Here is a 16786-nt window from a genome sequence, read left to right as displayed (position 1 = left end):
GTCAGCCTTCCTCGTTGCGGCCGGGGTGACCCTCGGTCGCGTTGTCAGAACCAGCACCGTCCGAGTCGTCGTCGGTGTCTTCACCTGCACTCTCGCCCAGTTCCGATACCTCGGCATCCTGGGCGTCGAGCTTCTTGAGCTCGACCTCCACCTTGCCCCGGCGGACGTCGCCCAGCGGGATCCGGCTGTCGCCGTCGAGCACGAGGACGTCGCCGTCACCGCCCGTGAGCACGTCGGTGAGCCGCCCCTCGACGCGGCTGCCGTCCATCATCTTCAGCGTGACCAGCCGGGTCCGAGCGCGCTTGTAGTGCCGCAGCTCGGTCAGCGGCCGGGACGTGCCCGGCGTCGAGATCTCGAGCGTATAGGCACCGGAGACGACGTCGTCCTCGTCCAGTGCCGCCGACATGGCTCGCGAGGCGTCGCCGAGCCTGTCGGAGTCGAGGCTGCCCAGGGCGTCGTCCGGCAGGTCGACGGTGATCCGCACCACCGACGTGCTCCCCGCCCGGGTGACGGTCACCTCCTCGAGGTACAGCCCCGCTGCCTCGACCACCGGGCCTACCACCTCGCGGACCGCATCCGCCTGCTGTGTCATCGACTGCCTCCCGTCGGCTCCCCCACGTGCGCGGGGGCACGGTTCGAGCCGGAACGGTTCGACCGATGTGCTGTTGTTGTCTGCGTCAAGCGTAACGAAGCGCCGGGCCTCGGCACTTCGCGTAGAACGTGATGTCCGTGACCCGACCGCAATCGGTCAGGGCGCGATTCGGCTTCCGGAACATGACATCATCGGCCACGATGAACCCCAACGGCCCGAGGGCCCGCACCCGAAGCCGGTCAGCCCTGACCGCGCTGGCCCTGACCTGCGCGATCATTCTCTCAGGTTGCGGCGTGCGACTCGAGTCGCCACCGCCCACCGAGCCGGTCCCGGATGCGGTGGAGGTGGTGCGGCGCACCGCCGTGGCCGATGCCCTGCTCGTCGCCGACCAGGCCGGCGCCGCAGCGGTGGCCGAGGGGGTCGAGGCCGACGTGGCCGCCGAGCTCACGGCCATCGCCGAGGCCACGACCCTGCAGGCAGAGCAGCTCGGTGGCGAGTACGACTCCGGCCTGGGCGACATAGTGACCGAGCGATCGGGTGCCTCGCCCTCCGCGACCGTTCCGGAGCAGACGCCCGGAACGGTCGTCACCTCGCTCGGCGATGCCGCGACCCGCACCCGTGCCGCCGCCGACCAGGCCCAGTCGGGCCCTCTCGGTCGCCTGCTCGGCTCCGTGTCGGCCGCCCAGGCGCGGTACGCCCGGGACCTCGCCCGGCTGACGGGCGAGCGCGGCCCCGAGCTCCCCTCGACGCAGATCCCCGAGCCGTCCGCGGCCGACGTCGAGCAGAGCGAGGGCGAGCAGGCCGCGGCGACTCCGGCGTCGGCCACGGAGGAGCTCGCGGCAGTACCCGCCGGCCTGTCCGCGGAGGAGCTCGCCACCCTGGTCCTGGGCGAGGACACCGCCGCCTACGCCCTCGAGGTGCGTGCGGCGCAGGCCGACGGCGAGGTCCGCACCCGGGCCTACGACAGAGCCCGCGTGCACCGGGCCCGGGCCCAGGCCTGGGCCCTCCTGGCGGGCGTGGACGGGACCGACCAGGACCCGCGCCGGGTCGCCTACACGGTACCCGGGTCGGAGACGGCGACGCCGGACCTGGCCCGCGACGTCGAGGAAGACCTCACGCAGAACTACGCGACGCTGGTCGGCGTGGCCGAACCGGGCACCCGCGCCGTCCTGGTCGCCCTCCTGACGGACACCACGCTGGCAGCGGCCCAGTGGGGCGCCCCGGCGATCCCGTTCCCGGGCCTCCCCGAACGCGCCTGAGCTCCGGGACCGACTCCCGCTGGTCGAGCGTGTCGAGACCGGTCTCGACGGGCTCGACCAGCGAGACCGCTCAGGCGAGGAGGGCCGCTACCTTCTCCGCCACCGTGTCCACGACGTCGGCCACGAGGAGCTGCTCCGCCTCGCCGACGCGCGGCCGGACCTCGACCAGGCCGTCGGCCAGCCCCTTGCCCACGACGACGACCAGCGGGGCACCGAGCAGCTCGGCGTCCTTGAACTTCACGCCCGGTGACGTCTTGCCGGCGCGGTCGTCGTAGAGCACCTCGACGCCGCGGGCGGCGAGGTCGGTCGCGATCGACTCCGCGGCCTCGAAGATCTCGGCGCCCTTGCCCGCCGCGACCAGGTGCACGTGCACCGGGGCGACGTGCGCGGGCCAGGCCAGGCCCTTCTCGTCGTGGTTGGCCTCCGCGAGCGCGGCGAGCGCGCGCGTGACGCCGACGCCGTAGGAGCCCATGGTGACGACCGCCTGCTTGCCGTTCTCGTCGAGCACGACCAGGCCCAGCGCCTCCGCGTACTTGCGGCCGAGCTGGAAGATGTGTCCCATCTCGATGCCGCGGGCGAGCTCCAGCGGGCCGGAACCGTCGGGCGCCGGGTCGCCGGCGCGCACCTCGGCGGCCTCGACGGTGCCGTCGGCCGTGAAGTCACGGCCCGCGACGAGGTCGAACACGTGCTTGCCGGGCTCGTTGGCGCCGGTGATCCAGCGGGTGCCGGGCACCACGCGGGGGTCGAGGAGGTAGCGGACGGCGGGGACCTTCTCGCCGTCGGCGCCCTCGATCTGCGCACCCTGGGGGCCGAGCGCCTGCGGGCCGATGTACCCCTTGACCAGCGCGGGGAACTTCTTGAAGTCCTCCTCGGTGGCGGCCTCGGGCTCGGCGGGGGCAAGTGCGGCCTCGATGCGCTTGAGGTCCACCTCGCGGTCGCCGGGCAGGCCGACCACGACGAGCTCGCGGGTTCCGTCGGGCTGGACGAGTGCGAGCACCACGTTCTTCAGGGTGTCGGCGGCGGTCCAGGGCCGGTCGGGGCGCGGGAACTTCTCGTTCGCCAGCGCGACGAGGGTCGCGATGGTGGGGGTGTCCGGCGTGTCCTCGACGTGGGCCGCGGGGGCGTCGTCGTACGGGATCGCCTCGGGGACGGGCGTGACCACCGCCTCCACGTTGGCGGCGTAGCCGCCGGGCGAGCGCACGAACGTGTCCTCGCCGATCGGCGAGGGGCTCAGGAACTCCTCGGAGCGGGAGCCGCCCATGGCGCCTGACATCGCGGAGACGATCACGTACTCCAGGCCCAGGCGCGTGAAGATCTTCTCGTACGCCTCGCGGTGCTTCTGGTAGCTGACCTCGAGGCCCTCGTCCTTGACGTCGAACGAGTACGAGTCCTTCATGATGAACTCGCGCCCGCGGATCAGGCCGGCGCGGGGGCGCGCCTCGTCGCGGTACTTGGTCTGGATCTGGAACAGCGTGACCGGCAGGTCCTTGTACGACGAGTACAGGTCCTTGACCAGGAGCGCGAACATCTCCTCGTGCGTGGGCGCGAGGAGGTAGTCGCCGCCCTTGCGGTCCTTGAGGCGGAACAGGCCGGCGCCGTACTCCTCCCAGCGGCCGGTGGCCTCGTAGGGCTCCCGCGGCAGCAGCGCCGGGAAGTGCACCTCCTGGCCGCCGATGGCGAGCATCTCCTCGCGGACGATCGCCTCGATCTTGGCCAGCACCCGCAGGCCGAGCGGCAGCCACGAGTAGATGCCCGGGGCGGCCCGGCGGATGTACCCGGCCCGCACGAGGAGCTTGTGGCTGGCGACCTCGGCCTCGGCCGGGTCCTCGCGCAGGGTACGGACGAAGAGGGACGACATGCGAAGCACGTCGCCCTGGATGAGGCGTGCGGAAGACATGGGGCACAGCCTATCCGCGCGGGCCGCTGCGGCTCGCCGGAAATTCCGAACCGCAAGTTCCTCACCACCCGGGTGTCGAACCGCAACACACGCGTCCATCACGGCATGGATGGACTCGCACCTTGCGGTTCGACGCCGCCGGGCCCGTTCCCAGTAGGCCTTGCCGCGGGGCGGGATGCGCCGGAGGATGAGGCCATGCCGGAGCTGCCCGAGGTCGCCGCGCTCGCCGACTTCCTGCGCGCCCGGGCGTCCGGGCGCACGGTCGCCGGGGTGGAGGTCGGCTCGATCGCCGCGCTCAAGACGTACGACCCGCCGGTCGACGCGCTCGCCGGTGGCGAGGTGAGCGATGTCGCACGGCACGGCAAGTGGCTGGACGTCGTGGTCGCCCCAGGCTCCGTCCCGGGCTCGGCGGCGTCCGACGGCGCCCCGCTCCACCTGGTCTTCCACCTCTCGCGGGGCGGATGGGTGCGCTGGGCGGACGCGTTGTCGACCAAGCAGGTCCGGCCGTCGCTCGGCAGTTCCGGCCGTGGTGCGGTCCTCGCGCTGCGCGTGCGGCTCGACGACGGTTCCGGGTTTGACCTCACCGAGGCCGGGACCCGTAAGCGGCTGGCGGTGCACGTGGTCCGCGACCCCGCCGAGATCGAGATGATCGCGTCCCTGGGTGTGGAGCCGCTGTCCCCGGAGTTCACCACCGAGGTCCTGGCCGGCCTCCTCTCTGCGAAGAATCAGCAGGTCAAGGGACTGCTCCGGGACCAGCGCGCCATCGCGGGCATCGGCAACGCCTACAGCGACGAGATCCTGCACGCGAGCCGGTTCAGCCCGTACAAGCTGACGCGGTCGTTCACCCCGGAGGAGACCGCCCGCCTGCACACCGCGATCAGCGAGGTGCTCGCGGAGGCGATCGCGGCGGCTTCGGGCAAGCCTGCCAAAGAGCTCAAGGACGCCAAGCGCGCCGGGATGCGGGTGCACGGGCGCACCGGGCTGCCCTGCCCCGGCTGGGACGGGACGCCGTGCGGCGACACGGTGCACGAGGTGTCGTTCGCCGACCGGAGCATGCAGTACTGCCCGACGTGCCAGACGGACGGCAAGCCCCTCGCGGACCGCCGCATGTCCAAGCTGCTGCGCTGACCCGCACGGCTGGCCCGCACGGACGTCAGATCAGAACAGCACGGTCGCGAACGTGCCCACCTGCTCGAAGCCCACCCGCCGGTAGGCGGCGACCGCCCGCTCGTTGTAGGCGTTCACGTAGAGCGACACCACCGGCGCGATGGACGCGCGCGTCGCGGCGACCACCGCCGCCATCCCCGACTCGGACCAGCCACGGCCGCGGAACGCAGGCTCCACCCAGACGCCCTGGACCTGGGCGACTCCCCCGGCGACCGCCCCGAGCTCCGCCTTGAAGCCGACGGCGGGCCGCCCGCCGCCGTCGGGCACCACACGGACGAAGGAGCGTCCCTCCGAGATGAGGGCCCGTACCCGCTCGGCGTAGGCGGACCCGCCCGAGGCGACCGGCGAGTAGCCGACCTCCTCGGTGAACATCCGCACGCACGCGGGCAGCACCAGGCTCAGCTCGGCGGGCACCGAGCGGCGGACGGTGGGCTCCGGCGCGAGCGACGGCGCCGTCCCGATGGCCATGGACGGCTGGTCGGCACGCACGTCGCGGGCCGGGGGCCAGTGGGGCGACAGGTGCTCCCAGAGCCCCAGCGCCGCCCACTGCTCCCCCACTATCGACGACGACCGGCGCCCGTGCACGCGCGCCAGCTCGGCGAACGCGGCTACCGCCTGGGCCCGCCGGGCCGGATCGGAGATCGGGATCACCGGCACCAGGTTGGCGCCGGCCCAGCACACCGCCTCGAGCTTTCCGACGGCGGGGAAACCCCAGGCCTGACCCGAGGCGGCGCCGAAACCGGCGCGCGCCGCGATCTCCAGACGGGCGGTCGCGAGGACCGACGAGACCGGGTCGACCGCGCACACCCGCAGGGCCTGCGCCAGGTCCGCGCGAGTCAGCGGGCGGGCGACATCAGGCCGGCCACGCTGCGGCAGAATGCCCTGTTCGCCCGGTTGAGCAGGCCCGTCGGGGCGCGCTCCGGCGGGTACCGGGGTGCGCCAGCGAGCCATGCTCTGCTCCGTCCACTGCTCCGTCTTGGATCAGACTCTCAGCCGACCGATACGACAGGCGGGCCGGCCTGCACATCATTCTCCGGCGTAGGCATCGCATCCGCGATCCGCATCGCCTCTTCGATCAGTGTCTCGACGATCATCGACTCCGGGACGGTCTTGACGACCTCACCCTTGACGAAGATCTGGCCCTTGCCGTTACCGGACGCCACACCGAGGTCGGCCTCGCGCGCCTCGCCCGGCCCGTTCACCACACAGCCCATGACGGCGACGCGCAGCGGGACGGTCATGCCCTCGAGGCCGGCGGTGACCTTCTCGGCGAGCGTGTAGACGTCCACCTGGGCGCGACCGCAGGACGGGCACGACACGATCTCGAGCTTGCGGGGACGCAGGTTGAGCGACTGCAGGATCTGGTTGCCGACCTTGACCTCCTCGACCGGCGGGGCCGAGAGGGAGACGCGGATCGTGTCGCCGATGCCCTTGCTGAGCAGCGCGCCGAACGCCGTGGCCGACTTGATGGTGCCCTGGAACGCCGGGCCCGCCTCGGTGACGCCGAGGTGCAGGGGCCAGTCGCCGCGCTCGGAGAGCAGCTCGTAGGCACGGACCATGATCACCGGGTCGTTGTGCTTGACCGAGATCTTGAAGTCGTGGAAGTCGTGCTCCTCGAAGAGGCTCGCCTCCCACACCGCGGACTCCACCAGGGCCTCGGGCGTCGCCTTGCCGTACTTGGCCAGCAGGCGCTTGTCGAGCGAGCCCGCGTTGACGCCGATGCGGATCGAGATGCCGGCGTCCTTCGCGGCCCGGGCGATCTCGCCCACCTGGTCGTCGAACTTGCGGATGTTGCCCGGGTTGACCCGGACGGCCGCACAGCCGGCGTCGATCGCCTGGAAGACGTACTTCGGCTGGAAGTGGATGTCCGCGATCACGGGGATCTGGGACTTCTTCGCGATGATCGGCAGCACGTCCGCGTCGTCGGAGGTCGGGACGGCGACGCGCACTATGTCGCAGCCTGCCGTCGTGAGCTCCGCGATCTGCTGGAGGGTCGCGTTGATGTCGGTGGTGGGCGTGGTGGTCATGGACTGCACGCTCACGGGTGCGTCACCACCCACCTCCACCTTGCCGACCTTGATCTTTCGAGTCTTGCGGCGGGGGGCGAGTACCGGCGGAGGTGCTGCCGGCATGCCGAGGCTGATTGCGCTCACGAGATCAGTATCCCTGCTTCGGAAGGTGCGAAACGTACATCGTGTCTGGCATCACGTGATCCGCACGGGATCCACCAGGTCCGCCACGATGAGGACGCCGCCCACGCCGAGCAGGATGAGGAAGACCACATAGGCCACCGGCGTCATCCGGGCGACGTCCGCGGGGCCGGGCAGGACCGCCGCCCCGCGCACCCTGGCGAGCGTCCGCTTGCCGCCCTCGTAGAGGGCGTTGACCAGGTGCCCGCCGTCGAGCGGCAGGAGCGGGATCATGTTGAAGGCGAACAGTGCGATGTTGAGGCTCGCGAGCAGGCTCAGGTAGATCATCACGCGGTCGAGGATCGCCTCGTCCAGGGCCATGATCTCGCCGCTGATCCGGGCGACGCCGACCATCGACTGCACGGAGTCCTGCGCACGCTCCTCGGGGGTGAAGGCCTGGGTCGCGGCCTCGGCCACGCGGACCGGGAGCGTGGCGACCATGGTCAGCGTCTGCCAGGTCTGCTCGCCCACGGCGGGCAGGACGCTGGAGAGCGGCTGCGGCTCGCGCACCTGGAGCGGCGAGAAGCCCACGAAACCGCCGGGCTGGACGACGGGCTCGCCGTCGGCCCCGACGACCGCGGTGCCCTGCTCGTCCACCACCGGACGGTCGGCCCTGGCCGGGGTCACCGCGAGTGTGACCCGCTCGCCGTCGCGCAGGACCGCGACCTGGGACGTCTGACCGGCGGAGTCGTTGATGAGGCCGACCAGCTGCTGCCAGCTGTGCACCTCGGCGCCGCCGAACGCGACGATCTCGTCGCCCGGCTCCAGGCCGGCCGCGGCGGCCGGTGCGGCCGGCTGCCCCTCGCAGTCGTCGCCGGTCGCGCTGGAGGTGACCGACGCCGGCACGCACTCCGAGAGCTGGGCGACCGTGGTGGAGACGGTCAGCGTGCCGTAACCCATCAGGACCACACCGATCAGGACGGTGGCGATCACGAGGTTCACGAACGGCCCGCCGAACATCACTATCAGCTTCTTGGGCGTCGAGAGGTTGTAGAAGGCGCGGTGCTCCTCACCGGGGCGCACCTCCGCGACCGACGCGTCGCGGGCGTCGGCGACGAGCTCGCTCCAGAACCCGGTGCCGCGGCGCGTGCCGGCCGGCGCCGGCGGCATCATGCCGACGAGCCGCACGAACCCGCCGAGCGGGATCGCCTTGAGCCCGTACTCCGTCTCGCCCTTGGTCCGCGACCAGAGCGTGGGCCCGAACCCCACGAAGTACTGGCTCACGCGGACCCCGAACTTCTTCGCCGGGATCATGTGCCCCAGCTCGTGCAGCCCGACGGAGACGATGACGCCCAGGAGGAGGACGAGCACACCGATGATGTGCGGAACGATGCTCACGGACCGAGACTACGGCACCTGCTGACGCCCTCGAAAGGCGGTGCGCGCCTCCCCCGCGACGCCCACCTGTCGTTCACTCCCCTGCGGTTTCGTGGCACTTCTCATGGCATTTCGTTGTGACATCGGTTACCGGTCATTAACGTGACGGTATGCCGGTTTCGTCCGTCCCTGAGTTCCGGGAGCTGCACACGTACGGTCCTGGTTCCCTCACGGAGAGCCTTACGTCGATGTTCCAGACGGAGGCCTGGCACGCCGCGGACGGCGACTCCCGGGTCGCCAGGCAGCTGCGCGAGATCGGCGTCGACGTCAGCGCGATCTGGGCGGCGTCCCGCTGGAACATGGGGGACGACGGCGAGGCGCCGAACCGCCGCCACCCGCTGCCCGGCGACCCGCGCGGCCCGCAGACCGCCGCCGCGCTGACCGCCGTCGTCGCGCAGCCGCGGGCCGCCGCCCTGCTCGGCGTCTACCTGTGGTCACAGGCGAGCGACGCCCTGCAGTACACCTTCCGGCACGGACGGATCATCGTCCCGCTGCGCGCCTTCGTCGAGACCTGGGCGACGTGCCGCGACAGCGCGCCCGACGACGTCTGCCGGGCAGAAGGTGACGCCGTCGCCGTGCTGCTGCGCACCCTCATCACCCAGATGCACACCTCGGCCGCCCGCAGCGCGGGCAGCCTGCCCCGGCTGGCCGACGCCGCCGCGCAGGCCGGCGACCGGTGCGGCGACCTGCTCCGCGCCGCCCGTGCCATCCCGGACCCGAGGTCGCCGTTCCGGCGCGCGCTCGTGCCGCAGGCCGTGACCCGCATCCGGTACTTCCGCGCACTGTCGGAGGCCACCGGGGCCGCCGACGACGCGATGACCGGCGAGCCGTCCCGGCTCGCCCCCGCGCTCGAGGGGCTGCGGGCCGCCGAGACCGACCGGCACCTCAACTACATACTGGCCAGCGAGCTGCGCGCCTACCGGATGCACCTGACGGAGCTGCACCGCAACCTCGACTCCCCCTGGCTCACGCTCGACCGGCTGCGGACCGTCTACATCTACCCGTTCGGCCTGCGGGACGTCAGCCCCACCGCCGCCGTGGCAGCGATCCGCGAGCTCGCCGACCGCGACGAGCGGCCCGAGCTGCTCGGCGTCCAGGCCTTCGCGGTGCGGGGCCGACTCAAGATGGACGACGTCTGGGCGAGCGTCGACCGGGCCGCCCGCCCGTACGGCGGGGTGTCGCTGTCGATGCCGAACGTGCGCCTGGAACAGCCCGACGGCTCGTTCATCGCCGAGCTGTCCTGCGACGTGCGGTTCACCGAGTTCGGCAACCACTACGTGCGGTTCCGCTACTCGGCGCGCGAGCAGTCGCCGCAGCAGGTCCGGGACGCCCGGTTCCGGCTGTCCAACCTGCACGCCGACATCCGGGTGCGCTGGATCTCGCCGGACGGCGCACCCGTCGACGTCGACCACGCGGGCAGCCCACCCCCCGAGCGCCTGTTCGACCTCGCCGACCTGCTCCAGCGCGCCACCGCCGACCTGGTGCACGAGGGCACCGAGATCGCACAGGGGCGGGCGCACGTCGTCACCACCGTCTACGAGGCGAGCCGCGGGCGGGGACCCGCCGCGCCCCGGGCGGAGCGCACGCCGGTCGCCATGGGCGACGAGCTGCTCGCCGCGTTCGGCTCACAGGTGCTGCTCCAGCCGGTCTCCTACGGCACCGCAACGCTGTGCGACTGGACCCTGCGCCAGCGCAACCCCGTGCTGCTGGAGGGGGTGCGGCACCTGGGCGACGTCGTCGCGGTGGCCACGAACTCCACGACGGTCGCCCTGGCCGGCACCGCACACTTCAAGATCTCCCAGTACGGCTCGCTCGCGGAGTTCGTCGCCAGCCTGAACGGGCTCTTCAGCGCGTGGAACGCCACCCTCGCCGACCACCTGCGGATCGTCGCGACGATGCTCGCCGACCACGACGTCAACAACGGCGCCGATCTCGCCGAGCGCAAGGAACGGCTCATCCGCGAACAGCTGCGCCTGCACGAGTTCGCCTCGGAGGTCCGGGCCACGCTGACCACCATCACCTCGCCCACGTTCCTGGCCTCCGCCCTGGAGTCCAGGATGCTGAACCAGCTCCTGCACGCGTCGCGGTTCGAGCAGCAGGCCGCGGTGGTCACCGAGCGGCTGCGCGAGCTGCTCCAGGAGCCGATCGCCGCGCGGCTCGCGGCCCTCGAACGCCTGCACGGGGACCGGGAGCGGGCTGCCGAGGCCAAGCGCGAGCGCGGGCGCCGTCGGCTGATGGACGGCACGCTGTCCGCCATCACCGTGTTCGCCGGCGTCTACGCCCTGATCGGGACCGTCCAGGTCGCGCTGGACGCCGACCTGATCGGCCCGCTCCAGGCCGTCACCGCCACCGCCCTGGTCACCATCGGCGCGCTGGTGACGGGCGTGGCGGTGTTCAACTGGACGCGGGGGCGCTGACCTCAGGCGGCCGCGCGCTGCGCCGCCGGCCGGCGGCGCAGGAGCGGCTGCTGGATGGCGGGCGGGTCGTAGGCCATGTCGAGGCGGCCGACGTCGGTGCCGGGCGGCACTATCGCGTCGATCCGGTCCAGGATCTCGTCGCTCAGGACTACCTCGGCACCGGCCAGGGCACTGTCCAGGTGCTCCATGGTGCGCGGGCCGATGATCGCGGAGGTGACGCCCGGGTGGGCGATCGTGAACGCCATCGCCAGGTGGTTCAGGGGGATGCCCGCGTCCTCGGCGACAGGGACGAGCTGCTCGACGGCGTCGAGCCGCTGCTCGTCGCGCAGGTGCTCGAACCCGAACTGCGCCCGGTGGGTGTCGTTGTCCTGCCCCTTGCGGTACCGGCCGGTGAGCAGGCCTCCGGCGAGCGGGCTCCAGACCAGGGTGCCCATGCCGTACTGCTGGGCGACCGGCAGGACGTCGCGCTCGATCCCCCGGTTCAGGATGGAGTACGGCGGCTGCTCGGCCCTGAAGCGTTCCAGGCCGCGCCGCTCTGCCACCCACTGGGCCTGGACGATCTCGGCGGCGGGCATCGTCGACGAGCCGATGGCCCGCACCTTGCCGGAGCTGATCAGGTACGTCAGCGCCGCCAGCGTGTCCTCGACGTCGGTCTCGGGGTCGGGGCGGTGGATCTGGTAGAGGTCGATGTAGTCGGTGCCCAGGCGCCGCAGCGAGTTCTCGACCTCGGCGATGATCCAGCGGCGGGAGTTGCCGCGGTGGTTGGGGTCGTCGCTCATGGGCAGGTGCACCTTGGTGGCGAGCACGACGTCGTCGCGCCGCCCCTTGAGCGCCTTGCCCACGATCTCCTCGGACTCCCCGTGCGAGTAGAAGTCGGCGGTGTCGACGAAGTTGATGCCGGAGTCGAGGGCCTTGTGGATGATCTTGATCGACTCCTCGTGGTCGGGGTTGCCGACCGCGCCGAACATCATCGCGCCGAGCGCGTAGGGGCTGACCTTGATACCGGTCCGGCCGAGGTTGCGGTACTGCATGGGGCCCTCCTGGGGTCGAGAGGTCTGGTGAGCGCTCCGGCGATGTCGTACTCTGGAGCTAAGCGGAACGCTCTTCCAGAACTATATGGAAAGGCGTTCCGGATAGCAAGGGATGGAGTGGAGTGACCCAGAACACAGCGCCGCGGCCCCTGCGCGCCGACGCGCAACGCAACATCGACTCGCTGCTCGACGCCGCCAAGTCGGCCTTCGGCACGTCCGGCGTGGATGCGCCCGCGAAGGAGATCGCCGACCTGGCCGGCGTCGGCGTCGGCACGCTGTACCGGCACTTCCCCAAGCGCTCGGACCTGGTCAAGGCCGTGTTCCAGCACGAGGTCGACGCCACCGCCGACGCCGCTTCCGCGCTGGCGGCCGAGCACGGGCCGGTCGACGCCCTGGAGAGGTGGCTGCACCGGTACACGGAGTTCCTCGCGACCAAGCGCGGCCTCGCCTCGGCCCTGCACTCGGGCGACCCGGCGTTCGACGCGCTGCCCGGCTACTTCCTCGGCCGGCTCGGCCCGGCCCTCGGCTCCCTGCTCGACGCCGCTGTCGAGGCGGGGGCGATCCGTGCCGTCGTCAGCCCCCAGGACCTCCTGTACGCCGTGTCCAAGCTGAACCTGCCCATGGGTGACGAGGAGCCGGAGCACGGCCGGCGCATGATCGACCTGCTCGTGGACGGGCTGCAGTACGGGGCCGGGCAGACCGCTGGGTAGGGTGGGGCCGAAATGGCGCGGGGCGCCGGGCACCAGCCTGGCTGAGACGCACCCGTGGAACCTGCTCTAGGTAATTCTAGCGAAGGGAACGCCTCATGGGCTCCGTCCTGCCTGACTCCGCATCCCGCACCCGACCGCCCGGGCACCCGGTCGTGGCGCTGGCGATCGCCGGCTCGGACCCCTCCGGCGGCGCGGGGATCCAGGCCGACCTGAAGACCTTCGCGGCGCTCGGCGGGTACGGCTGCGCGGTGCTCACCGGACTGACCGCCCAGTCCACGACCGGCGTGGCGCGGGTGCTGCCCGTGCCCGCCGACATGGTGACCGCGCAGCTCGAGACCCTGTTCGCCGACGTCGCGGTGGACGCCGTGAAGATCGGCATGACGACGGACGCCGCCGTCGGCCGGGCCGTCGCCGCGGCCTTGCGTGACCTGCGGGCCGCCGGGCGTATGCCCTACGTGGTGCTCGACCCGGTGATGGTCTCGACGTCGGGCCACCGCCTGCTCGCGCCCGACGCCGAAGCCGTGCTGCGCGACGAGCTGCTGCCCCTGGCCGACCTGGTCACGCCGAACCTGCCGGAGGCAGCGGTGCTGCTCGGCGCCGAACGGGCCGGGGACGATCGCGAGGCGGCCGACCAGGCGCGTGCGCTCCTCGAGCTCGGGGCACGGTTCGCCCTCGTCAAGGGCGGGCACCTGGACTCGGCGGAGTCGGTCGACCACCTCGCGGGGGCCGGCCTCGGACCCGGCAGCAGCCCGGACGGCGTCGTCGCCCTGACCGCCCCGCGGATCCCCACGCGGAACACGCACGGGACGGGCTGCACGCTCAGCTCGGCGTGCGCGGTCCTGCGCCCCCGGCACGACGGGTGGGAGCCCACCGTACGCGCGGCGAAGGACTACCTGACCGGAGCCCTGCGCGCCGCGGACGACCTGGTCGTCGGCGGGACGGGCACCACGCCCGGTCCCTGGCGCGGCCACGGCCCGGTCGACCACGGCTTCGGGTCGGCCCGCCACCGACCGACTGACTCGGCGGCCCCGAGTCCCCGAGTCAGCGCCCCGGTCCGACCAGGCCACTGACTCGGCGGACTGCAGGCGCCGAGTCAGCACCGTGGTCGGACTCGTCGCGCCCCGTCAGATCGTCTTGAGGAGCTCCGCCGCGCGGGCGCGGGCCCAGGCGTCGGCCTCCAGGACGCCCTCGACCGACGTCGCGTCGCCGGCGTCCGTCGTCTCGTGCGCCTCGACGACGGCGGCCACCGTGTCGACGATGTCGAGGAAGCCGATGGCCCCGTCGTGGAACGCGTCCACGCACACCTCGTTCGCGGCGTTGTAGACGGCGGGGTGCGTGCCGCCGGCCTCGCCGACCTGCCGGGCGAGGCGGACGGCGGGGAAGGCGTCGTCGTCCAGGGGGGCGAACTCCCAGGTGGACGCCTGGGTCCAGTCGATGGGCACGTCGACGTCAGGCAGGCGGTCGGGCCACGACAGGCCCAGCGCGATCGGCACGAGCATCCGCGGCGGCCCGGCCTGGGCGATGGTGGAGCCGTCGGCGAACTCGACCATCGAGTGGATCATCTGCTGCGGGTGCACCACGACGTCGATCGCGGTGAACGGCAGGTCGAACAGCAGGTGCGCCTCGATCACCTCGAGGCCCTTGTTGACCAGGGTCGCGGAGTTGGTGGTGACCACGCGCCCCATCGAGAAGTTGGGGTGCCGCAGGGCCTGCGCGGGCGTGACGTCGCGCAGCTCGGCGCGCGTGCGGCCACGGAACGGTCCGCCGCTGGCGGTGACGACGAGCTTGCGGACCTCGGACGACGCACCCGAGCGCAGCGACTGCGCGATGGCGGAGTGCTCCGAGTCCACCGGCACGATCTGGCCCTCGTGCCGCACCGCCGCCTTGACCAGCGCGCCCCCGACGACCAGCGACTCCTTGTTCGCGAGCGCCAGCGTCGAGCCGGCGGCGAGCGCGGCGAGGGTGGGGCGCAGGCCCACTGACCCGGTGATGCCGTTGAGCACGACGTCGCTCCCCCGGCCGGCGAGCTCGGTCGCGGCGTCCGGTCCGGCGAGCACCTCGACGCCGTCGGCGCCCGCCTCCCGGAGCAGGTCCAGCAGGGTCGGGCGGGCGGCGGCGTCGGCCACCGCGACGGCGCGCACGCCGAGCGACGCGGCCTGCCGGGCGAGGAGCGGCAGGTCGGAGCCGCCGGCGGACAGGGCGTCCACCCGGAACCGCTCGGGGTTGCGCCCGATGACGTCGATGGCCTGCGTGCCGATGGAACCGGTGGAGCCGAGGAGGGTGACGCTTCGCATGGTGCACATCCTGTCAGCCCGCGGTGCCGGTCCTGGTCAGTCGCCGGCGGCCGGCTCCGCGCGGCCGCGGCCGAACATCCGCCAGCCCTTGACCACGCCTCGGGGGTCCGGGACGGGCTCGCCCGCGGCCTCCCAGCCGGCGTCGTCGACGAGCGGGACCACGTGGAGGCCGAAGTCCGCGAGGATCACCGGGATGGCACGGATCGCCGCGCGGTCCTTCTCGCGGTCCGCCTCCGACAGCTCTTCCCAGGGTCGCAGGTCCGGGTGCAGACGCCGGGCGTCGTCCCGCTGGGGCCCGTAGGTCCAGCCCGCTGCGGCCTTCTCGGCCATCCACCGCTCGTGCTCGTCGACGGCGCGGGCGTCGACCACGGGTTCTGGGATCCGGCCGTGCTCGCCGTCGCCGGCGGGTGCGACGGTGCAGCCCATCTGGCGGAGCCGGTCCGGGATGGCGCGCACCTGGGCTCGGTTCGCGGCCCGGAGGTCGTCGGACAGGTCGACCCACGAGACCATCGCCGGGGTGCTCTCCCAGGCCACGCCGCGCGAGCGCTGGTTGCGCAGGTAGGTCAGGTGGGCGGAGACGGCCATGAGGTCGTAGACGTCGTCGTGCACCAGCACGCCGGGCGCGGTCGCCCTGCGCAGCAGCGTGCCCGGTTCGACGACGTCGAGCCGCCCGCCGAGGTCGTCGAGGATCGCGCCGTCGTGGGTGCCGAACAGGCCGCCGAGGCCCGCGAGGCGGTTGAGGCGGAGCACGACGGCGCCCTCGCCGGCACGCCAGAGGTCGCTGTCCCGCAGCGCGTGCCGGAGCGCGTCCCCGTCGTCGTCGTGGCACACGTAGACCCGCTGGGGCGTGCCGATCGCGCGCACCTCGGCGAACGTCTCGACCGGGACGAGCCGGCAGGCCGCCCGCACGCTGGGCCAGCGTGCCCGCAGCGCCTGCGCCGCGACGCGGGCACCGGGACCGACGAGGGTCACCGTGAGCGGTTCGCCGCCGGACGCGATCTCGACGCTCCGCAGCCGCGCGAACGCCACGACGAGCGCCCTGCCGAACGTGCCGTGCCCGACCACCGAGACGTGGGGTGTGGCGCCGCGCGCGACCGTCTGGTCGCGCCGGGCCAGGGACCGGGCGACGAGCTCGCCCAGCGTGAAGAAGTCCACACCCGGCTGCGGGTGGCTGAGGTGGCGGGCCTGCAGGGCGAGCGCGAGCTCGGGGTCGCTCACGTGGGCGTTCAGGCGCAGGCCCGGCAGGGCGGGATCCCGCTCCGCACGGTTGGCCACCGCCACCGTGAGCACGTTGACGCCGGGTTCGTCGTCCTCTCGCTCGCACGCGTAGAGCACCGCGGCGCCGGAGATACCGGCGTTGCGCAGCGACGCCGTGTCCCCTGTTGCGGTCCGCGCGACGGGCGCGCCCCGGGCTGCGAGCGCCTCGGCGATGAGGTCGGCGGCCGGTGTGCGCCCGACGACCACGGCGTGGCCGCGCATCCGACGGGTGCGCATCGCCGCGATCTGGTCGGCGAACAGGGAGCGCACGGCCTCGAAGACGGCGTAGCCGGTGGCGACCGGGGCGAGGAACCGTGCGGCCTGGAGCTGCCAGGGCAGGTCGCCGCCGTCGTTGGTGGCCTCCGCACCGAGCACGAAGAGCTGGACGGAGTAGTAGACGACGTCCCACCCGGTGGTGCCCCAGACGAAGTCCGGGGAGGACCGGTAGACGGAGAAGCCCCACAGGCCCAGTGCGAAGGCCACGCCGAACAGCGCGGTGAAGCCCGCACGCACCCAGGACCGGCGCACGCGCAGCCGGCGCGGTCCGCCGCGGGGAATCACGAGCTCCGGTGCCGCCATCTCGTGCCCCTCTCGTC

13 protein-coding genes and 1 riboswitch are annotated in these 16786 nt (G+C 72.7%); of the genes, 5 read left to right on the top strand and 8 right to left on the bottom strand.

What is annotated here, in order from left to right; genetic code table 11:
* Position 1: 1 nt before the first annotated feature.
* Entirely contained in the window at positions 2–592 is a 591-nt protein-coding gene (gene rimP / locus ACQEVI_RS20930) for a ribosome maturation factor RimP (RefSeq protein WP_432902329.1), read from the bottom strand.
* A 293-nt stretch (positions 593–885) separates the two neighbouring features.
* Here rimP and ACQEVI_RS20925 point away from each other — a divergent pair, with 293 nt between their 5' ends.
* Positions 886–1851, top strand: coding sequence for a DUF4439 domain-containing protein (locus ACQEVI_RS20925; RefSeq protein WP_432902327.1), 966 nt, complete (start codon positions 886–888; stop codon positions 1849–1851).
* A gap of 70 nt (positions 1852–1921) precedes the next feature.
* Here the strand turns inward: ACQEVI_RS20925 and ACQEVI_RS20920 are convergent, their stop codons facing one another.
* A complete protein-coding gene (locus ACQEVI_RS20920; RefSeq protein ID WP_432902325.1) occupies positions 1922–3748 on the bottom strand; it encodes a proline--tRNA ligase in 1827 nt (608 codons plus the stop codon).
* Between the two features lie 195 nt (positions 3749–3943).
* On the opposite strand from ACQEVI_RS20920, the gene ACQEVI_RS20915 reads away from it, so the two are divergent.
* Positions 3944–4876 carry an Fpg/Nei family DNA glycosylase gene (locus tag ACQEVI_RS20915; RefSeq protein ID WP_432902323.1) on the top strand — a complete coding sequence of 311 codons (933 nt, stop codon included), beginning with the start codon at positions 3944–3946 and terminating at the stop codon, positions 4874–4876.
* Positions 4877–4906: 30 nt separating this feature from the next.
* Here ACQEVI_RS20915 and ACQEVI_RS20910 read toward each other — a convergent pair whose 3' ends face one another.
* From ACQEVI_RS20910 to ACQEVI_RS20900, 3 genes are all read right to left on the bottom strand, one after another.
* Complete coding sequence (locus ACQEVI_RS20910; protein ID WP_432902321.1) at positions 4907–5866, bottom strand: GNAT family N-acetyltransferase; 960 nt, start codon at positions 5864–5866, stop codon at positions 4907–4909.
* A gap of 38 nt (positions 5867–5904) precedes the next feature.
* On the bottom strand, positions 5905–7047 hold the full coding sequence (ispG, locus tag ACQEVI_RS20905; RefSeq protein ID WP_432906037.1) for a flavodoxin-dependent (E)-4-hydroxy-3-methylbut-2-enyl-diphosphate synthase: 1143 nt from the start codon (positions 7045–7047) through the stop codon (positions 5905–5907).
* 72 nt (positions 7048–7119) lie between these two features.
* Positions 7120–8442 carry a M50 family metallopeptidase gene (locus ACQEVI_RS20900; protein WP_432902320.1) on the bottom strand — a complete coding sequence of 441 codons (1323 nt, stop codon included), beginning with the start codon at positions 8440–8442 and terminating at the stop codon, positions 7120–7122.
* A 149-nt stretch (positions 8443–8591) separates the two neighbouring features.
* On the opposite strand from ACQEVI_RS20900, the gene ACQEVI_RS20895 reads away from it, so the two are divergent.
* Entirely contained in the window at positions 8592–10898 is a 2307-nt protein-coding gene (locus ACQEVI_RS20895; protein ID WP_432902318.1) for a hypothetical protein, read from the top strand.
* A 2-nt stretch (positions 10899–10900) separates the two neighbouring features.
* Here ACQEVI_RS20895 and ACQEVI_RS20890 read toward each other — a convergent pair whose 3' ends face one another.
* On the bottom strand, positions 10901–11929 hold the full coding sequence (locus ACQEVI_RS20890; protein ID WP_432902316.1) for an aldo/keto reductase: 1029 nt from the start codon (positions 11927–11929) through the stop codon (positions 10901–10903).
* A gap of 122 nt (positions 11930–12051) precedes the next feature.
* On the opposite strand from ACQEVI_RS20890, the gene ACQEVI_RS20885 reads away from it, so the two are divergent.
* Positions 12052–12639, top strand: coding sequence for a TetR/AcrR family transcriptional regulator (locus ACQEVI_RS20885; protein ID WP_432902315.1), 588 nt, complete (start codon positions 12052–12054; stop codon positions 12637–12639).
* An 8-nt stretch (positions 12640–12647) separates the two neighbouring features.
* A riboswitch (TPP riboswitch) is annotated at positions 12648–12745 on the top strand.
* The gene (thiD, locus tag ACQEVI_RS20880) at positions 12735–13709 is read left to right on the top strand and encodes a bifunctional hydroxymethylpyrimidine kinase/phosphomethylpyrimidine kinase (protein ID WP_432902313.1); all 975 of its coding nucleotides are present in this window, start codon (positions 12735–12737) and stop codon (positions 13707–13709) included. Its footprint overlaps the riboswitch before it by 11 nt.
* Positions 13710–13763: 54 nt before the next feature.
* On the opposite strand, the gene dxr is transcribed toward thiD, so the two are convergent.
* Together dxr and ACQEVI_RS20870 are read right to left on the bottom strand one after the other, a co-directional pair.
* On the bottom strand, positions 13764–14933 hold the full coding sequence (dxr, locus tag ACQEVI_RS20875) for a 1-deoxy-D-xylulose-5-phosphate reductoisomerase (protein WP_432902311.1): 1170 nt from the start codon (positions 14931–14933) through the stop codon (positions 13764–13766).
* Between the two features lie 36 nt (positions 14934–14969).
* Positions 14970–16769 (bottom strand): RyR domain-containing protein, encoded by a 1800-nt coding sequence (locus ACQEVI_RS20870; protein ID WP_432902309.1) that lies wholly within the window; start codon positions 16767–16769, stop codon positions 14970–14972.
* Between the last annotated feature and the right edge of the window lie 17 nt (positions 16770–16786).

It is taken from the genome of Promicromonospora sp. CA-289599, from assembly GCF_050936155.1.
Lineage (GTDB): Bacteria > Actinomycetota > Actinomycetes > Actinomycetales > Cellulomonadaceae > Promicromonospora.
Note: the sequence above shows the minus strand (reverse complement) of the source record. Positions and strands in the feature narration are given on the sequence as shown.